Below are 18,624 nucleotides of genomic sequence, written 5' to 3' on the forward strand. Positions count from 1 at the left end.
TAAACCTACTCCTCCGCTGTTTTTACAAAAATCATGCGTCCCGCCGCCGTCTGCAACACGGAAGTCACCATAACCGACACGGTCTTGCCGATATACTTTTCCCCGTTTTCCACGACAATCATTGTGCCGTCTTCTAAATATGCGACTCCCTGATGTTCTTCCTTACCGGCCTTGACCACCATGACCTGCATTTGTTCTCCCGGAATGCGTGCCGGCTTCAACGCATTGGACAATTCGTTAATATTCAAAACGACAACACCTTGTAAGGCGGCAACTTTATTCAAATTATAATCCGTCGTAACCACTTTGGCACGGATTTTGCGCCCTAAGCGAACCAGTTTGGAATCGACGCCCTGTGTATCTTCAAAATCATCATTTAAAATACGTACTTCCACATATTTTTCTTCTTGAATTTGTTTTAAAATATCAAGTCCGCGACGCCCTTTATTCCGCTTGAGCGAATCGGAAGAATCCGCAATAAGTTGTAATTCTTCCAACACAAACACGGGCACCAATAACGGTCCTTCCAAAAAGCCGGTGCTGCATATTTCCGCAATACGTCCGTCAATAATGGCGCTCGTATCCAGTAATTTTCCGGAAAATTCCTCGCGTTTTCCCTTCCCCGCTTCCCGCTGCTGTCGGCCCATACGCAGGGAAGAAACAAAAGACAAAATTTCCGTTTTTTTCTTTAACGCCACACTGATGCCGGCATAACCGAAAATCACGCTGAATACAATAGGACCGTACGCGCCGATAATAGGTAAACGGGAAAAAGTCAAGCCGACCAAATTCGCAATAATAAGTCCGAAAAGCAACCCCAATGTACCTATAATCAAGTCCTGTCCTTCAAAGTCTCCCAACCCCGCTTCAATACGATGAATAGACTGCCAAATCGCGCGAATCGCAAAGGGCGAAAGCAAAAATCCCACTACGCCGCCGCACACGGCACCTAAAAAATAAACCGCCGCCTTGGCCAACGTAGTACCGAAAATACTGCCGTTAAAAAAGTCCAATCCCACTTCCCGATCAAAGAAAGCAGACGCAATAAACCGATCGGCAAGCAGTACGAACACCACCATGAAAATTAAAACCATGACACCTTTCATAATGTTGTCGGCAATGACCAGACTATTAAACTTTTTTGTTCCCTTCGTGGTTTTGTCGTCCCTATGCGACATGTTTTCATTCATAACCGTACCACTTCCTTATGAGCATACATTGCCACAAATAACCATCTAACTATACCATATTTTACGTAAATATACTACTGACGAAAAAATTTTAATTTTTATTACCGAATGAAAACGCCGTTTCCAAGGCCTCACGCAATGTTTTTACATAATACAGATGACAACCGGTAATATTCTCTCCCTGTACTTCTTCCCGATTCCCGTACGGAAGAATACAAGCGTTAAATCCCAATTTCACCCCTTCCCGTACGCGACGTGCCGCATGGGATACACGACGTATATCGCCGGTTAGCCCCACTTCTCCCAGCACCAGCAACCGCCCGTCCAAAGGCCGATCCTGCATACCGGAACAAATCGCCGCCGCTACCGCTAAATCCGCCGCCGTTTCCGATATTTTCAAACCGCCGACAATATTAATATACACATCTTGTGTGTTAACCTGCAAGCCCGCTCTTTTTTCCAATACAGCCAACAAAATAAGCAACCGATTATAATCCATCCCCGAAGCGGTTCGCCGCGGCACCGGAAATACGGACCGCGTAGTCAACGCCTGTATTTCCGTCAATAACGGGCGCAGTCCGTCCATAACCGCCACAATTGCGGACCCGGCAGGTGCCGCCGTTCGTTCCGCTAAAAATAAGCGGGACGGATTGGTCAACTCCGCCAAGCCGCCGGCCTTCATAGTAAACAGTCCCGACTCCCGGGTGGAACCGAACCGATTTTTAATGCTTCGCAATACACGAAATTGATAATTTTTTTCTCCTTCAAAATATAACACCGTATCCACCATATGTTCCAACACGCGCGGACCGGCAATATTTCCGTCTTTCGTTACATGACCGATAATCAGAACCGTAATACCCTCGCTTTTGGCAAAGGTCAATAAGGTTCCGGTACATTCCCGAATTTGCGCCAAACTTCCCGGTGTACCGTCACTTTCCCCGCAAAACATGGTTTGAATCGAATCAATAATAACCAATGCCGGACGTCGTGTCCCGGCTTCACGCAAAATGTTTTCCAAGGAGGTCTCCGCCTGCACAATAATCTCGGTCCCGGTAATCCCTAACCGTTGTGCGCGCATTTTTATTTGTGCGGCCGATTCTTCTCCGCTGCCGTAAAGTACCGCATATCCTTGTTTTCCGATAGCCGCCGCCAATTGTAACACCAAGGTCGATTTGCCGATCCCCGGATCACCGCTGAGCAATACGATTGACCCTCGTACCAGCCCGCCGCCGAGCACCCGATCCAATTCCCCTATATGTGTTTCCAAACGACTTGTAGCTTCCATAGCAATCGCCGATAAAACGGTCGGTGCCGCCGCCTCTCCCTGCCGTTTACGACGGCGATTGGTACTTGTCGCAGCCGGAGTGACCGTTTGTTCGATTAACGTATTCCATGCCCCGCATTGCGGACACTTTCCCAGCCATCGTGAAGATATTGAACCGCATGCTTTACAAACATATTGTGTTTTACTTTTTGCCATCGTCGTCTCCCTGTACCTTTACTGCCGCTAAAATGGAATGAATTTCCCGCGCTCTTCTGCGCACGGAGGTCTCCGCATCTTCCTCCTCATGAGCGGGCAATACCTTGCGCAAAGCGGCAAACGTGTAAGACGGACCTTGTAACAGCCCGCTCGTGATTCCCCATTGTACAGCACCGGCCAAACGACCGCCTTCCGCTTCCGTCACTCTGTACGCATACCGCAAAATTCCGTAGGCCCGATAAATCCGATCCCGCAAAAAATCAGCTTTACTCACTTGCCAATGCCGCCTATATTTTCGTTCTTCTTGAATTAGTACGGCAGCCGCATTATCCACTCGTCGGATCAGCTCTTCTTCCGTCAATCCCAGGGTAATTTGATTGGACAGCTGAAAAACCTGCCCTTCTTCTCCGGCATCCGTATAAAGCGTTAATCCCGGCCGCACTGCACGTTGCAAAATTCGCGCTATCCGCCGACTGCCGACCAATGCCGGCAAATGAAGCAATACACTCACTTCCATTCCGGTTCCCAACCGCGCGGGATTGGCAGTAACATATCCGAATTCATCATGAAACGCAAAAGGCAACACGGCTTCCAGCCGATCATCATAACCATCGGCACATTCCCGACATCGTGCCAATTGCAAACCGTTATGAACCACACTGATTTGTACATGGTCTTCCGTGTTAACGCGGATAACAGCTCCTTCATCCCCTCTCACCGCCACTGCCGAACCGACGATTTGTTCCGTCGGCAGCAGCAAATGTCGGCGTATATACCATGCACGTTCCCGCACGGACGCAGTTTCGGCATCCCACCATTGCCACGTCTGCGCTTCCCCGGATGCCAGACGTGAAATACAGGAATGAATCCTTGTAGAAAGTTGTCGTCGCCCTTCAGGAGATAAAAAAGGCGAAAACGCATACGATGTTAAATTACGATGTAACGTAATGCGACTTTCCAAAACAATATCCGCTTCCGGTGCCGCCTCATATTGCCATAAAGCCGGCCTGTCATCCAGCTTTACTTTCATCATTCTTCCTCCTTACTGTTTTCTCATACGCTCCTTCAACTGCCCATATTCCTCGCGTATACGCGCCGCTTCTTCCGAACGGCCTGCCCGTACTGCCGCCTGTAACTGTTGATACAATCGCCGTACACGAATATCCGTAGAAAAGACGCCGTGTCCGTGATTCGGTACTTTTCCCGGATGATGCACCGCACCCTGCACGCGTTGTAACACCTGTACCAATTCTTCATAAAACGTCGTATAACACCGGGCGCACCCGACTAATCCCGTTTGCTGAAATTGACTGTACGTACAACCGCATTGCGGACACCGTCGCTCCGATTCCGCCTCATCCGCACCATACGTCAATAAGCGAAAAAACGTCGCATCCCGTGCCCCGCCGTCGGCCGCTGCCGAAAACAGCCCTTTTCCTTTACCCGTCAGTACACGAAATACCGGTTGCTTTTCATCCTCTTTTTTGACCATTGTCCCCCCCTTGTCAACGCATCCGCAAAGATGCCAAAACCCGACTGATAACAGCCATTCGCTGCTGCTCATCTTTCACTTCTTTAAACAGCGCTTCAAACATATGATGCAACAACACCGCTTCCCGCTTACCCAGACGCTGCTGATTCAATAACCGATATAATAACGCATCCAAATCTTTCAGGCTCACCGTAATCACAGGCATCTGTTCTTTTCGTATAGCCGGTGCATGCTCTTTCTTTTTATCGCTTACGCGAACAATGCGTACAAAACCGCCGCTGCCCCGTCGTGATTCCACTTGAAAGCCTTTATCGTTGGAAAAACGTGTACTCAGCACATAGCTGATTTGTGAAGGAGCGCAATTCAACTCATCGGCCAATTCATTTCGCTTTAAAACGACATGCTCTTCCTGCTCTTTTAATAATTTATGTAAAATAAGTTTTTCTATTTCATCCGCCAATACACTCATTACTACTCACCTGCTTTTTTCTTACTTCGTATTTACTGCAGTATCATCTTATTTTTATTATATTAGACTTTTTGACTTTTTTCAAGAAAAAACAACATAAATTCCGCCGTTCCAACCTTTCATAAAAATCCGTCGTGCCGCCGCTCTTCCCTTTACAAACAAGCGGCTACTATGGTATATTGCAACTATCTTATGGTTTACGAAAGGTGTGTTGTTAAAATGAAAGTGATATTATTAAACGGCAGTCGCCGCGCTGAAGGCTGCACCTATACGGCACTTTCCTGCCTCGCCGCAACGCTGAACGAAGCGCATATCCAAACGGAAATCTTACACGCTGAACCCGAAGCAAGCTGCCTGACGGCGGCGGCGGAAAAAATAAAAGCCTGTGACGGCTTAGTCCTGGGTTCCCCTGTATATTGGGCTTCTCCGACAGGAGAAATAATTCATTTCCTGGATCATCTCTGCCCGCTTGTCGGCACATCCTTACATCATAAAGTAGGCGCAGCGGTTGTTTCCGCACGACGTGCCGGTACAACCGCCACGCTGGATGTGTTAACCAAATATTTATCGTATCATCAAATGATCCTGGTATCTTCCAATTATTGGCCCATGGTACACGGCAATACGCCCGAAGAAGTACGACAAGATGCAGAAGGATTACAAATTATGCAGGTGTTGGGGAAAAACATGGCCTGGGTACTATCCTGCCTGGAAGCGGGAAAACAGGCCGGTATCGTACCGCCTCCTACACCGCCTAAAATCATGACCAATTTCATTCGTTAAATTTTATAAATAACGGAAACCAACGGTACAAAAACCCCATAAAACTTCTATAATTGACGCTTTCTACTACTAATGAGCAGACATCCCTATGCCTGAAAAGGAGGTTTTGTCGTGTTAACCATCGGCTTAGCGCAAATAGATATTCATGCCGGCAATCCCCGGTACAATACAGAAACCATGAAACAGCAAATCCGTCGTGCCGAAGATGCCGGCTGTGATGTCATCATTTTTCCGGAATTAACGATTCCCGGCTATTTTATCGGCGACGTCTGGGAGCAAGCCGATTTTATTGCCGATGCCATCGCCTGCGGCGAAGAAATTCGCCAAGCGGCCGATACGATTACCGTCATTTTCGGCAATGTCGCCATGGATCCCCACCGTCGCCAAAAAGACGGACGACCGCGTAAATATAACGCCCTCTTTATTGCACAAAACCGCAGGTTTATCGGCCCGGAAAATTCGCCCTACCCATATTATATCAAGACCCTTTTACCCAATTATCGGGAATTTTCAGATACTCGTTATTTTACCTCTCTTACAGAGGTTGCCGCCGAACAACATACGGATCCGACCGCTCTGCTCTCTCCGGTTACGCTCTCCTTGGGTGCTGCCGGCAACCTTTGCCTGGGACCGCTCATTTGTGAAGACAGTTGGGATGACTCCTATCCGCTAAAGCCGATGGAAACCCTTGCTGCACAGTATCCGATCGACTTATTTATTAATATCTCCGCATCGCCGTTTACCTTGGGAAAAAACCGCCGTCGCCATCGCCTTTTTAGTAAAACGCTAAAAAAGCTGCACTGTCCGGCCGTCTATGTAAATTGCACCGGTATTCAAAATAACGGCAAAAACATTTATACCTTTGACGGTTCCAGCAGCGCTTATAATAAAGACGGGTCGCTCGCATACGAAGGAACCGCTTTTGCGGAAGAATTGGCCATTGTTCGCTATAACGAGACTACCCGTCATTTTGCCACGCCGCAACAAAATCATCAACCGCCTACGGAAATCGCCTCAATTTATACGGCCTTGCATTACGGACTCACCTCATTTTTAGCGGCTTCCGGTCTACAAAAAGTAGTAATCGGGGTTTCCGGGGGCATAGATTCCGCCGTAAATGCGGCACTCTATGCAACTGTATTGCCGCCGGAAAATCTGCTGCTGGTCAATATGCCCACTCGCTATAATTCGGAAACCACCCGCAGTTTGGCAAAAAAAACGGCTCTTAACTTAAACTGTCCGTATGCGGTTATTCCTGTCGAAGACAGTGTCCTCTTAACCGAGCAACAACTGCAGCAGGTAACGAATCGACAGCCGCGTGCGGCACGGGCGCCTTTGACAATAACGCAGGCAGTACTGGAAAACGTCCAAGCCCGTGATCGCTCTTCCCGTATATTAGCGGCTGTAGCCGCCGCTTTCGGCGGTGTATTCACTTGTAATGCCAATAAAGCGGAACTTTCCGTAGGCTATGCCACACTGTACGGCGACAGTGCCGGTTTTCTGGCCCTCACAGGCGATTTATGGAAACACCAAATATATGATTTGGCCCGCTACTTGAATGACCATGTTTTTAAACGGGAAGTCATTCCGCAAGGTACGCTGGACATCGTTCCCAGTGCGGAATTATCGGCGCACCAAAAAGTAGACGAAGGCCGGGGCGATCCCCTCATTTATCCATATCACGACTATTTATTGGCCGCTTTCATAGAGTTTTGGCAACGACCGACGCCGGCAACCATTTTGCGCCGCTATGCGGCCGGGACCTTGGAAGCCTATCTCGGATGTCCCGTACAAATCAGGGACATCTTTCCTACGACGGCGGCTTTTATTGCCGACTTGGAAAAATGGTGGAATTTATTCGCAGGGTTTGCAGTAGCCAAACGCATTCAAAGTCCTCCGATTCTTGCCCTCAGTCGCCGTGCCTATGGCTATGACCTGCGAGAATCCCAATTGACCCCCTATTATTCACAGGAATATAAGGAATTAAAAAAACAACTCTTGCAGTCATAAGTCGGCATATACAGCGTATATGCCGACTCCATCTGCCGCATAAAAGCGAATCCTCTTGTTAAAACAAGAGGATTTTTTGTCTCCGTTTCCGGAGTATTTTCTCCGAAAAAATGAACCGCCGCATCGTGCATGATACAACCTACAGGTTACAAAAAAACAGTGACAAGCATCCTGTGCTTGTCACTGTTTACGTACTTTATTCCGGACAACTATCTCATTTCTTTCTCTGCCAAACAAGTCAAAGTAGCAACCGTCATCGCCCGAGCCGCCTTCATCATCGCCTCTTCCCGAATATCAAATTTAGGATGATGATGCGGATACGCTTTTCCCGCCGGTTGGGCACCTATATAAAAAAAACAAGACGGTACTTGCTGCGAATAATAAGAAAAATCTTCCGACGGATTCAAAGGACCGCAATCCGTAACCGGAGCGATACCGGCTTTCTTCCATTCCCGAACTACTCGTTTTGTCAATGACGGGTCATTCCAAAGTACAGGATAATCATTTTGGTACTGTACGGTAATGTCACAACCATATGTACGAGCTGTACCGAAGGCAATCCGTTTTATTTCTTCTTCTATCTTTTTTCTTGTACTTTCCGCCATACACCGTACATCACCTTCCAAAATAACCCGGTCTTTTATACTATTAAATTCACCCTTTCCGTCAAAGGAACCGATCGTCACCACTCCCGATTCCATAGGGCTGATCCGTCGCGAAACAATGGTTTGCAATGCAATTACCAAGTGACCGGCAATAACAATCGCATCATTGGCTTCATGCGGAGACGATCCGTGTCCGCCTTTTCCCTGTATCTGAATCGTAAACTTGGCCCGTGCCTGTTGGGTTGCCCCGCAGTGATAAAAAACGCCGCCGAACTCCAGTTGATTCATTACGTGACAACCGAGAACATAGTCGATTCCCTGCAAAGCACCGTCGACAATCATCGCCCGCGCTCCGCCCGGCGCATTTCTTCCGCCGGCTGATGTAAAATTCGGACAGTGCCGTTCCATCGTTCTCGCGTATCCCAAAGACAACCGGCCAAAATCATCAGATATGCCGTATGAGCATCATGACCGCAGGCATGCATGGCTCCGGTAGTGCAGGCAAAAGAAAGGCCCGTTTCTTCCTGTATAGGTAACGCATCAAAATCAGCACGTAACGCGACGTGTTTTCCCGGATTTTTTCCCCCTATAGTCACCCACATCCCGTTACCGTGTGCTTGTCGCTTAACAGGCATATTTCTTTTTTTATAAAACTCATAAATATAGCGACTTGTCTCCGTCTCTTTAAAAGATATTTCCGCATGTTGATGTAACCACCGACGATGTTCCCGCATTTCTTCCCGACGCGCTTGTAATAGTCGCCAAATTTCTTGTATAACCGGTTCTGCCGTCATGTATTTCTCCTTATTCCGCACGATGAAACCCGACTATCGATTTAATCGGTTCAAAACTGTGACGATGTATAGGGCAAGGACCGAATTTTCGAATGGCGTCCGCATGTGCTTGCGTCAAATATCCTTTATGTACGGCAAAACCGTACTGAGGATATACTTTATCATATTCCCGCATCACCCGATCTCGGGTCACTTTGGCAATAATAGAAGCGGCCGCAATAGAAGCACTTATCGCATCTCCATGAATTAACGAACGATGGGGTACGGTCAATTCGGATAACGGCATCGCATCGACCAGCACTGCTTTAGGAGGCACCGCCAACGCCTGTACGGCTTCATACATTCCCTGCCGAGTCGCATGATAAATATCCGCTACGTCAATTTCCGCTCTCTCTTTCACAATACAAGAAACGGCTACCGCTTCCTGCATAATTTTTTCATACAAGGCTTCCCGTTTAGCCGGTGCTATTTTTTTACTGTCATTTAATCCCGCACATTCCCAAAACGGCGGCAATATAACAGCGGCAATCATAACGGGTCCGGCTACCGGCCCCCTTCCGGCTTCATCAATACCGGCGATTTCATATATTCCTTGCCGATAAAACATGTTTTCCGGTTCATATAACTGCAACACACGTTCCCGTTCCGCTTCGGCTCGTAATGCCCGTCGCATTAAAGTCTGCCGAAGTTTTTGTACGGAACGACGGGGATCCGCCGCCAATAACGCCGATAATGTCGACAAATCATCCGTCGTTTTCACCAACTCTTCAATTTCCCGTACCGTTTGTTTCCCTATATCCTTCATGATTCACTCCCTACAGCCGCCACATGATCCAAAGAAAGTCGTCCGATTTTTCCTTCTCTGTATTCTTTCAATACCAATGTATACATCTTATCCCAATCCGGCTCTCCGCCACGTAACAAACAACCCCTTTTTTTTCCAATAGCGGCCAAGGTTTCCAACGGCGTATCGCCTAACTGCTCCAAGGAAAAACGACGTTGCAGTTCTTGCGGGTACCATTGCCTCAATTCCGCCAACAATTGCAGCACTACAGTTTGCCGATCAAAAACAGTATCCGAAATCGCTCCCGTAGCTGCCAGCCGATACGCGCTCACTTGATTTTCCAATTTGGGCCAAAGCACTCCCGGCGTATCCAATAAGTCCAAATATTCCCCCAAATGAACCCATTGTTTGCCCTTCGTTTCCCCCGGTTTATCCGCCGTCTTTGCCACGTTGCGTCCGGCTAAACGATTAATAAGAGTAGATTTGCCGACATTGGGAATACCGAGAATCATAGTGCGAACAGAACGATTTTTTAACCCCCGTTGCCGCCAATGCGCCAACTTTGGCGCTGCCAATCGCCTAATAACCGCCACTAATTTTTTACCGCTTTTCCCCTCTTTACTATTCAACGCCACTACTTGTCGTCCTTCTCGTTCATATTGTTGTATCCAGGCCTGCACTTCCGCCGCATCAGCCAAATCCGCTTTATTCAACACGACCACGGAAGGTTTATTGCCGATAAGTGTACCAATCATAGGATTGGTACTGCTCCAAGGAATACGCGCATCGACCAGTTCGACAACTACATCGATCATTTTTAGATGTTCCTGTATGAGCCGCTTTGCTTTCGCCATGTGCCCGGGATACCAATTAATAACCATACGTGTACCTCGCTTTATAATTGCTGTTTTTTATTATAAAAAGTACCTGCCGCTTCGTCAATATAAAACCGCTTTTTTCTGCCGCCTATTTCTTACAGGTGCCCCCTTCCCGCCGCTGCGGCACCCAAAAATCGACGTAACTTCCCCCCCCCGCCTGCTGCTCGTTAGGCCTTTCCGCTTACCCTCCTATGAATTGCCGCCGAAACGTCCGGCAGTATTGCCCGCAATAGAAATACGGGGTTATACACGCCGTCTTTATTCGCTAAAAAAAGCGGGCCTGCAGGCCCGCTTTTTCCTTATATTTCTTTTAATAAATTTACCATTTCTATGGCGCCGCAAGCCACATCAAACCCTTTATTTCCGGCCTTGGTGCCCGCCCGTTCTACAGCTTGCTCAATGTTTTCCGTCGTAACAATACCGAACATAATGGGAATACCCGTTTTCAAAGAAGCCTGTGCAATGCCCTTAGCCGCCTCATTACATACCAGATCATAATGACTGGTAGCCCCGCGAATAACCGCGCCTAAACAAATAACGGCATCATAGTTACCGGAAGCCGCCATTTTTTGTGCCACTAAAGGAATTTCAAACGCTCCCGGAACCCGAACCGTCGTAATGTTATCCGGTTCTACGCCATGTCGATATAACGCATCATAAGCGCCTCCCAACAGTTTGCTGCTGATAAATTCATTAAACCGCGCCACTACAATGCCGTATTTGGAACCGGCGCCGATAAGTTTACCTTCTTTAATTTGTGCCATATTAAACACTCTCCTATACTCTATTGATTAAAATCCCTGCTCCCGTAAAGTCGCTAAGGTTAATCCGCCCGTGTTGGATACAGTATCCTTTTTTTCATGCATCAATCGATCAATATATTTGCCGATAATGTCCGTTTCAATATTAAGCACTGCCCCCGGTTTTTTACTGAGCAATGTCGTATGTGCCAAAGTATGCGGAATAAGCGATACGGAAAACCATCGGTCTCCTACTGCTGTAACCGTAAGACTGACACCGTCTAAAGCAACCGATCCTTTTTCCACAATAAAATGCACCAAATTTGCAGCGGCCGAAATAGTAAATATATTCGCAATTCCGTCCGGTTGTATCCGCATAATATGACCGGTGCCGTCAATATGTCCGCTCACCAGATGACCGCCCAAACGACCGCCCACCGCCACGGCCCGTTCCAAATTAACCGTATCGCCGCTCCCTATCGTTTGCAAGGACGAACGACGCATCGTTTCATGCATCACATCGGCGGTAAATGTATCTGTCGTCAGGGACGTAACCGTTAAACACACGCCATTCACGGCAATACTGTCCCCAAGCTGTGTATCCGTTAATACTTTACATGCCTGTATTGTCAGTGCTATAGAATCGGAACGTCGCTTAAACGATTGTATCTTTCCCGTTTCTTCAATGATTCCAGTGAACATAAGCTCCCTCTCTGGCCACATTATATGCCTGAATTAAAATATTATCATCATGAATTTCAATTGAATCATAGTGCAAAGGTACGCACTCTTCCAATCCGTCCACCCCTTCACCGGCCACGGAACAAAGTGCGCAAGTACCGCCGATAATGGAATTTCCTAAAAAAGCATAGATTTTATCCACCAGCTTCGCATCAAAGAAACTGCCGTGAATCGTACTGCCGCCTTCTACCAAAATACTGCCGATTCCTTCTTGTCGCAACAATTGCAATGCCGCATGTAAATCCACACATCCCGTATTTGCCGTCGGTGCCGTCAACACCGTCACTCCTGCTGCAAGTAACGCTTCTTTTTTTTCCTGCGGGCACTGTGCGGTCGTCATGATAATCGTGCGGGCAGTCTTATCGTTCACTACCTGACTGGACAACGGCGTTCGTCCATACGTATCCAAAACAATGCGAATCGGTTGATGCGGTACCACTTGTCCTTCTCGCCGCACGCGACAAGTTAATAACGGATTATCTTCCAGAATCGTATTAATCCCTACCAGGATGCCGTCGTAAATGGAACGCAAGTATTGTCCGTATTGTCGTGACCAGGCATTCGTAATCCATTGCGAATGTCCGGTTCGCGTAGCAATACATCCGTCTAAGCTTTGTGCTAATTTTATGGCAATAAACGGTATGTTTGACAACATGTTTTTTATAAAGACTTCATTTAATTTGACGGCTTCCGCAGACAGCAACCCCACTTCCACAACAATGCCGGCCTGTCGCAAAATGGCGGCGCCTTTCCCCGCTACCAGCGGATTGGGATCCAGCATGGCAATGACCACTTTTTTTATCTTATGTTGTACAAGCGTCCGTGCACACGGCGGCGTTCGTCCATAATGGGCACATGGCTCTAAGGTCACATAGACCGTAGCGCCCGTCGCCCTGTCTCCGGCTTCTTGTAAAGCCAATACTTCCGCATGCGGCGCTCCTGCCTGATGATGATAACCGGTGCCGACAATTTCGCCGTCTTTAACAATTACACAGCCTACAACCGGATTGGGCGAAGTATATCCTAAGGCAATTTTTGCCAAGGCTAAAGCTTTTTTCATATATTCTGCAGCTTCCACAAGTTCATCCTTTCCTATGCAGCATCCGGGCATATAAAAAAGGCTATGGTAATCCTCTCCATAGCCTTTTGAACACATAAAAAGAAATCCGTGTCTTTTCCCATCCAGACTATACTGTCGGTACCGAAATTCCATCGGTTCAACCTCTCCGCGAGGGTAGCGGACTGTCACCGCCGGTCAGGAATTGAAAGCGAACTTTCGCACCTTGCCCCAAAGACTATTGTATAAATTCATTATGTATGATTTTATCACAATCTTAAAACCCTGACAAGACTCTCTCCGGAAACCTCTCCTCAAGCCTGTAAGAAACGAATAATCTCTGCCCGATCAGAGGCGCCGAAAATCGCGCTTCCGGCAACTAAAAAAGTGGCCCCGGCCGCTTTTACCGACGGTGCCGTCTTCCTATTTATCCCTCCGTCCACTTGTACTGCAGCACAGGTATTTCCGCTCGCATCTAAAAGAGCCCGGGCCTGCTTTATTTTTTCGACAGCATACGGAAGAAAACGTTGCCCGCCGAAGCCGGGATTGACACTCATAATTAAAATTAAATCAACTTGTGCCGCCACCCATTCCAACGTCGTCACCGGAGTAGCCGGATTTAAAGCCACACCGGCTTTCATATGCGCATCATGAATCGCTTGTAATACCCGATCCAAATGCACGCAAGCTTCTTGATGTACCGTCACATACGTCACCCCGGCCGCCGCCAACCCGTCAATATACGTTTCCGGATGTTCTACCATTAAATGCGCATCAAACGGCAATTGTGTGTACTTTCGCACGGCTTGCACCACCGGTATACCGAACGTTAAATTGGGTACAAAATGACCGTCCATCAAATCTAAATGGATACACCGGGCACCTTTTTTTTCTACATCCTGTATTTCTTCCGCTAATTTAGCGAAATCCGCTGATAAAATAGAAGGGCAAACTGTAATCATCTTATTTTTTCCTTTCTTTCGCCTCTTGAAACAGCTGACAATACGATTCATAGCGAGCTCTGAAAATATGTCCGTCTTTTACCGCCTCTTTAATACGACAATCCGGTTCCGCCATATGTGCGCAAGGCGAAAAACGGCAACGTCCCAAATAGGGAACAAATTCGGGAAATAAGTTCTGTATTTCTTCAGGGGCGGCACTTACCAAAGCAACGGCGCTGAATCCCGGCGTATCCACCACATAGGTCTGCTCACGCAAGGGGATAATTTCCGCATGTCGCGTAGTATGTCTGCCGCGCTGTATTTTTTTGCTGACCGCTCCTATATGTAAATCTTCCCTCCCCGTAATCCGGGCCAACAAGCTCGATTTTCCCACTCCCGAAGGGCCGGAAAATACGGTCATTTTTCCGTCCAAGCGAGCGGTCACCGCCCCGATTCCCGCTCCCGTGTAAGCGGAAACGGCATATACTTCATAGCCGCATTGCCTATAATATTTTGTATACCATTGAGTCATACGAGGATTCAACTCACACTTATTTAAAAGCAATATAGGCGTTAAATGCTGATACATACACGAAGCCAACAACGTATCGGTCAGACGATAATTAAGTTTCGGTACGGCCGGGGTCATCACTACCATAATTTGATCAACATTGGCAACAGCCGGACGCCGTAATTCATTTTTTCGTGCAAGTACCTGTTCAATAACGCCTTTACTCGTATCAATCGGCGTAATCATCAACATATCGCCTACTAATATTTTAGTTTTCACCTTACCGCGGCGACGACATTCCCACAATCCCGCCGGTCCTACATCCACATAATAATATCCGTTATAATTTTTGATGACACGGCCGACCATTTTCGCTCCCCCTAATTTTTTACAAATATTGGTCTTGTACGAGTGTATTGTTTATAAATACCTTAACATGTGTGCGACCGACGCCGCTCACATTTTTAACGACCGTATCTCCGCCTGCCTGCACTTTATCATACACAGTTCGTGAACCGTTATCATCGGTAAGAACAATTTGTACATGCGGATTGGACGAGCCGTTCGGCACATGAATATTTACTTTTCCGGAACGCATGGCGCCGGTCCCTTCCTTCGGTACATCCGCCGAAGACGTATCGGCCGTTTGCGGGTATGTCACATACAAATCCGCCGTCCGACCGCCTTTACGCAAAGACTGCCCCGTAACCGTCGCTTGTGCATTCGGCAAATTACTATTGAGATTCCCTACCGTGCCGATAGAAATGCCGGCATTATTTAATGTCTGCATAGCCGTATCCAAAGACATGCCGCGAGTGTCGGGAACATTAACGGGAGCCGCTTCCTTCACTTTCACCCGACTTACGACAACATCAATCGTAGTATTTTGTGCAACTTTATCCGGCGAAGAAGGCGTTTGTTGTAAAATTTTTCCGTCCTCACGATCCGCATCCGCATACGTTACAGTCCCGACAGACAACCCGATTTCTTTTAATTTTCGCGTCGCCTCATCCAAAGTTAACCCCCGCAAATCGGGAACCAATACGGTATCGCCGTGATTGCCGCGACTCACGGTCAAATAAATGGTCCGATTGGCTTTTACGACAGAACCGCCGATCGGGGTCTGCGTAATCACTTCTCCCACCGGGACATCACTGCTGTCCACTTCTTTTACGGAAACGGATAAATGCTTATCCGTAAGCATCGTTTGTGCAATTTCCATTTGTTTTCCCGTCACGTCCGGTACCGTAATATCTTGTGTACTCCAAAAATTTCCAAAAGAAAAAAACGCCCATAAAAAAGCAATAATAAATACACTGCCCATAGCAATAATAATCGATTTTTTAGAATGCCGACTGACGGAATCAAGAAAGCGATTAAAAATATTCCCTTCTCCCCGTGTGTTTTTTTCCGGCACAGGGGGCAATTTAACCGTTCCTTCAAACCCTTTTTTTATAATCGGCATCGCACCTTTATTGGAATTTACAAAACCTTGTGACAAGCGTAATTCCGACATCAGTTCCTCTACCGATTGAAACCGGTCATCCGGGTTCTTGGCCATCGCTTTTAAAATGCAACGTTCTACCAGCCGCGGAATTCGTCGGTTATATTTAGTCGGTAAAGGAATGGCATCCTGTACATGCTGCAAGGCAATACTCAGCGGCGTATCGCCTTCAAAAGGAACGACACCGGTCATCATTTCATACATTACTACCCCGAGCGAATAAATATCCGTTCGCTCATCCAAGGTATTTCCCGAAGCTTGTTCCGGGGAAAAATAATGAACAGAACCTAAAATTTTTTTGTCTTCTTTCATGGTTGCACTGGAATTAATCGCACGTGCAATACCGAAATCGGCGACTTTAATGCGCCCCGTTTCCGTCACCAAAATATTATGCGGTTTTATATCACAATGCACCAGTCCGTTATGATGCGCACTTTCTAATGCCTCTCCAATGTCAAAGGCGATCTGAATAGACGTATTAATCGGTAAATGCCCATGTTTTTCAATATATTCTTTCAAGGTCTCGCCACGTACAAATTCCATAACAATATAATGGATATCGCCGTCTTTACCGACATCGTAAATATTCACGATATTAGGATGCGATAATTTTGCCGCCGCCTGCGCTTCCTGTCTAAACCGCGTAACAAATTCATGATCATTTCCATATTCAGCATGCAAAATTTTTACCGCCACAATGCGGTCCAGTAAAATGTCGCGCGCCTTATATACTACAGCCATGCCGCCCGTGCCCACTTCTTCCAATATTTGATATCGGTTCGCTAAGGTATGACCTGTCATTGTTTCTTGTTCCACCACTTTCATCATCGTATCCTCATTCTACGGTTGTTAAAATTGCCGTCACATTATCTTTCGCACCATTCGCATACACACAGTCCAAAAGCTCGTGAATACACTGTCGTTCACTGTTTTCCCGCTCTTGTAACACAGCCTGTATCGTCTGTGTCGTTACAAACGAAGTTAAGCCGTCCGTGCATAAAAGAATACGATCTCCCGCAAATACGGAAAAATTTCCCGTATCCACCGTTAAATCCTTATCTACACCGATAGCGCGCGTCAGCACATGCCGCTGCGGATGCACCGCCGCTTCGGAAAGCGTAATTTTGTGCGTATCCAACAGCACTTGCACCAACGTATGATCCGTGGTTATTTGCTGTAAGACATCCTGATGATACACATATATACGACTGTCCCCAACATGCGCCCAGGACATCTTATTACCTTGTCGTTGCAACATAGTCAGCGTTGTTCCCATGCCTTCTAAAGAGGTATCGATAATCGTCTTGCTCAAAACACAGGCATTGGCATATTGAACCGCCTTTTCCAACAAAATCGGTTCCTCGCGGGTATAATGCGACACATAATACGCCACCGCTTCTACCGCCGTACGGCTGGCCACTTCTCCGCCTACATAACCGCCCATGCCGTCCGCAACGGCTAACATATCTTGTTGTTCACTTATATAAAAGGAATCTTCATTGACCTTCCGTACCAGACCGATCCGAGATTCACCGTAGGTACCCAAAATTTCATACCCTCTCTTTCTTATGCCTATAGGCACAACTAATACATATCATATACCCTACTTCCTGTCAACCGCTTCGCGTTGAATTCGCAATTGCCCGCAAGCGGCTTGAATTTCACTGCCCATTTCTCGCCGCAACGTAACAGAAATATGATGTTTTTTTAAAATTTTTACAAATGCCTGCATTTCTCGTAACGTCGGTCGCCGTAAGCCGACATCGTAATTATCATTAATAGGAATCGCATTAATGAGTACATTTTTATGTGCCATCCGTGCGGCCAATTCCTCGGCACAGGCGGGTGTACAAGTAAGGTCACGAATTAAAATATATTCAAACGTAACTTTCCGTCCCGTCACGGCAAAGTAATGAAACGCAGCCCGGACAATATCCTCCCAGGCATACGTATCGGCAATCGGCATAATTTTTCGCCGCAGTTCGTGATTCGACGCATGTAAAGATACGGCCAAATTAACAGGAATCCCTTCTTGCGCCAGTTTATATATTTGCGGCACAATTCCTGCCGTCGAAATAGTCATATTGCGGTAGCCCAAATAAAAACTGTACGCTTCATGAATCGTTCGTAAAAAGCGAAGAACGTTATCATAATTCAGTAACGGCTCACCGGTCCCCATAAGCACGACAGAATGCAAATCCGTTGTTACATAGCGACGAAAAGCCAACAATTGCGCCTGCATTTCTCCCATCGTTAAATTTCGCACAAAACCGTTTTTAGCGGATGCACAAAAAAGACAATTAACCGCACAACCTACTTGCGAAGAAAGACAAATGGAATTGCCGTAATTATGTCGCATCAACACGGTTTCTACAGTCTGTCCGTCTGCCAATTGCACTAAAAGTTTTACCGTCTCACCATTTGCGGAATCCAGCCTGGATACAATCGGCGGAATATAAATTTCCAACAAATTTTGCAATTTCTGCCGATCTTGTTTCGGCAGCTGAACCATGTCTTCCCAGACAGTAATATTTTGTTTATATACATAGTGGAAAATTTGTTTTGCCCGAAATTTTTTAATACTGTGCGCCTCTAAAAATTGCTGTAATTCCGGCAAGGTAAAATCCAACAACGAAAGCATC

The 18,624-nt window shown here is 47.0% G+C and carries 19 protein-coding genes and 1 riboswitch; of the genes, 2 read left to right on the forward strand and 17 right to left on the reverse strand.

The features are described 5' to 3' along the window. Positions 1–5: 5 nt before the first annotated feature. The 5 genes from HMPREF1039_RS05190 to HMPREF1039_RS05210 form a co-directional block, all read right to left on the reverse strand. On the reverse strand, positions 6–1,190 hold the full coding sequence (locus HMPREF1039_RS05190; protein ID WP_007391396.1) for a PIN/TRAM domain-containing protein: 1,185 nt from the start codon (positions 1,188–1,190) through the stop codon (positions 6–8). A gap of 91 nt (positions 1,191–1,281) precedes the next feature. Then, on the reverse strand, positions 1,282–2,673 hold the full coding sequence (radA, locus tag HMPREF1039_RS05195; protein WP_007391369.1) for a DNA repair protein RadA: 1,392 nt from the start codon (positions 2,671–2,673) through the stop codon (positions 1,282–1,284). Continuing rightward, positions 2,660–3,706 carry an ATP--guanido phosphotransferase gene (locus HMPREF1039_RS05200; protein ID WP_007391356.1) on the reverse strand — a complete coding sequence of 349 codons (1,047 nt, stop codon included), beginning with the start codon at positions 3,704–3,706 and terminating at the stop codon, positions 2,660–2,662. Before HMPREF1039_RS05200 ends, radA begins: the two co-directional genes overlap by 14 nt. Positions 3,707–3,715: 9 nt before the next feature. Further along, positions 3,716–4,165 carry a hypothetical protein gene (locus HMPREF1039_RS05205; protein WP_007391347.1) on the reverse strand — a complete coding sequence of 150 codons (450 nt, stop codon included), beginning with the start codon at positions 4,163–4,165 and terminating at the stop codon, positions 3,716–3,718. A 13-nt stretch (positions 4,166–4,178) separates the two neighbouring features. After that, the gene (locus HMPREF1039_RS05210; RefSeq protein ID WP_007391393.1) at positions 4,179–4,634 is read right to left on the reverse strand and encodes a CtsR family transcriptional regulator; all 456 of its coding nucleotides are present in this window, start codon (positions 4,632–4,634) and stop codon (positions 4,179–4,181) included. Between the two features lie 219 nt (positions 4,635–4,853). Here HMPREF1039_RS05210 and HMPREF1039_RS05215 point away from each other — a divergent pair, with 219 nt between their 5' ends. Both HMPREF1039_RS05215 and nadE read left to right on the forward strand, forming a co-directional pair. Beyond that, positions 4,854–5,417: a flavodoxin family protein gene (locus HMPREF1039_RS05215; protein ID WP_007391394.1), complete on the forward strand. Its 564-nt coding sequence runs from the start codon at positions 4,854–4,856 to the stop codon at positions 5,415–5,417. Between the two features lie 111 nt (positions 5,418–5,528). Beyond that, positions 5,529–7,427, forward strand: a complete 1,899-nt coding sequence (gene nadE, locus HMPREF1039_RS05220) for an NAD(+) synthase (RefSeq protein WP_007391335.1) — start codon at positions 5,529–5,531, stop codon at positions 7,425–7,427. Positions 7,428–7,636: 209 nt separating this feature from the next. Here nadE and HMPREF1039_RS08260 read toward each other — a convergent pair whose 3' ends face one another. From HMPREF1039_RS08260 to rlmN, 12 genes are all read right to left on the reverse strand, one after another. Continuing rightward, positions 7,637–8,374 carry an amidohydrolase gene (locus tag HMPREF1039_RS08260; RefSeq protein ID WP_007391351.1) on the reverse strand — a complete coding sequence of 246 codons (738 nt, stop codon included), beginning with the start codon at positions 8,372–8,374 and terminating at the stop codon, positions 7,637–7,639. Further along, positions 8,371–8,826 carry a M20/M25/M40 family metallo-hydrolase gene (locus tag HMPREF1039_RS08535; RefSeq protein WP_007391363.1) on the reverse strand — a complete coding sequence of 152 codons (456 nt, stop codon included), beginning with the start codon at positions 8,824–8,826 and terminating at the stop codon, positions 8,371–8,373. The genes HMPREF1039_RS08260 and HMPREF1039_RS08535 overlap by 4 nt, the downstream gene beginning before the upstream one ends. A gap of 10 nt (positions 8,827–8,836) precedes the next feature. Further along, positions 8,837–9,631 carry a ribonuclease HII gene (locus tag HMPREF1039_RS05235; RefSeq protein ID WP_007391368.1) on the reverse strand — a complete coding sequence of 265 codons (795 nt, stop codon included), beginning with the start codon at positions 9,629–9,631 and terminating at the stop codon, positions 8,837–8,839. Further along, positions 9,628–10,491: a ribosome biogenesis GTPase YlqF gene (gene ylqF / locus HMPREF1039_RS05240; protein ID WP_007391380.1), complete on the reverse strand. Its 864-nt coding sequence runs from the start codon at positions 10,489–10,491 to the stop codon at positions 9,628–9,630. Before ylqF ends, HMPREF1039_RS05235 begins: the two co-directional genes overlap by 4 nt. Positions 10,492–10,787: 296 nt before the next feature. Beyond that, positions 10,788–11,252, reverse strand: coding sequence for a 6,7-dimethyl-8-ribityllumazine synthase (gene ribH / locus HMPREF1039_RS05245; RefSeq protein WP_007391327.1), 465 nt, complete (start codon positions 11,250–11,252; stop codon positions 10,788–10,790). Between the two features lie 27 nt (positions 11,253–11,279). Continuing rightward, positions 11,280–11,930 (reverse strand): riboflavin synthase, encoded by a 651-nt coding sequence (ribE, locus tag HMPREF1039_RS05250; RefSeq protein WP_007391325.1) that lies wholly within the window; start codon positions 11,928–11,930, stop codon positions 11,280–11,282. Then, positions 11,911–13,047, reverse strand: a complete 1,137-nt coding sequence (gene ribD / locus HMPREF1039_RS05255) for a bifunctional diaminohydroxyphosphoribosylaminopyrimidine deaminase/5-amino-6-(5-phosphoribosylamino)uracil reductase RibD (protein WP_007391377.1) — start codon at positions 13,045–13,047, stop codon at positions 11,911–11,913. The genes ribE and ribD overlap by 20 nt, the downstream gene beginning before the upstream one ends. 88 nt (positions 13,048–13,135) lie before the next feature. Then, positions 13,136–13,269: riboswitch (FMN riboswitch) on the reverse strand. Positions 13,270–13,340: 71 nt separating this feature from the next. Next, positions 13,341–13,988, reverse strand: coding sequence for a ribulose-phosphate 3-epimerase (gene rpe / locus HMPREF1039_RS05260; RefSeq protein ID WP_007391362.1), 648 nt, complete (start codon positions 13,986–13,988; stop codon positions 13,341–13,343). A gap of 1 nt (position 13,989) precedes the next feature. Continuing rightward, positions 13,990–14,847 carry a ribosome small subunit-dependent GTPase A gene (rsgA, locus tag HMPREF1039_RS05265; protein WP_007391391.1) on the reverse strand — a complete coding sequence of 286 codons (858 nt, stop codon included), beginning with the start codon at positions 14,845–14,847 and terminating at the stop codon, positions 13,990–13,992. A 19-nt stretch (positions 14,848–14,866) separates the two neighbouring features. Beyond that, complete coding sequence (pknB, locus tag HMPREF1039_RS05270) at positions 14,867–16,810, reverse strand: Stk1 family PASTA domain-containing Ser/Thr kinase (protein ID WP_007391387.1); 1,944 nt, start codon at positions 16,808–16,810, stop codon at positions 14,867–14,869. Positions 16,811–16,817: 7 nt separating this feature from the next. Next, positions 16,818–17,528 (reverse strand): Stp1/IreP family PP2C-type Ser/Thr phosphatase, encoded by a 711-nt coding sequence (locus tag HMPREF1039_RS05275; RefSeq protein WP_007391395.1) that lies wholly within the window; start codon positions 17,526–17,528, stop codon positions 16,818–16,820. A gap of 57 nt (positions 17,529–17,585) precedes the next feature. Beyond that, a complete protein-coding gene (gene rlmN / locus HMPREF1039_RS05280; protein WP_007391337.1) occupies positions 17,586–18,623 on the reverse strand; it encodes a 23S rRNA (adenine(2503)-C(2))-methyltransferase RlmN in 1,038 nt (345 codons plus the stop codon). Position 18,624: the final 1 nt, after the last annotated feature.

Origin of the sequence: Megasphaera lornae (assembly GCF_000214495.1) — a bacterium.
GTDB lineage: Bacteria > Bacillota > Negativicutes > Veillonellales > Megasphaeraceae > Megasphaera > Megasphaera lornae.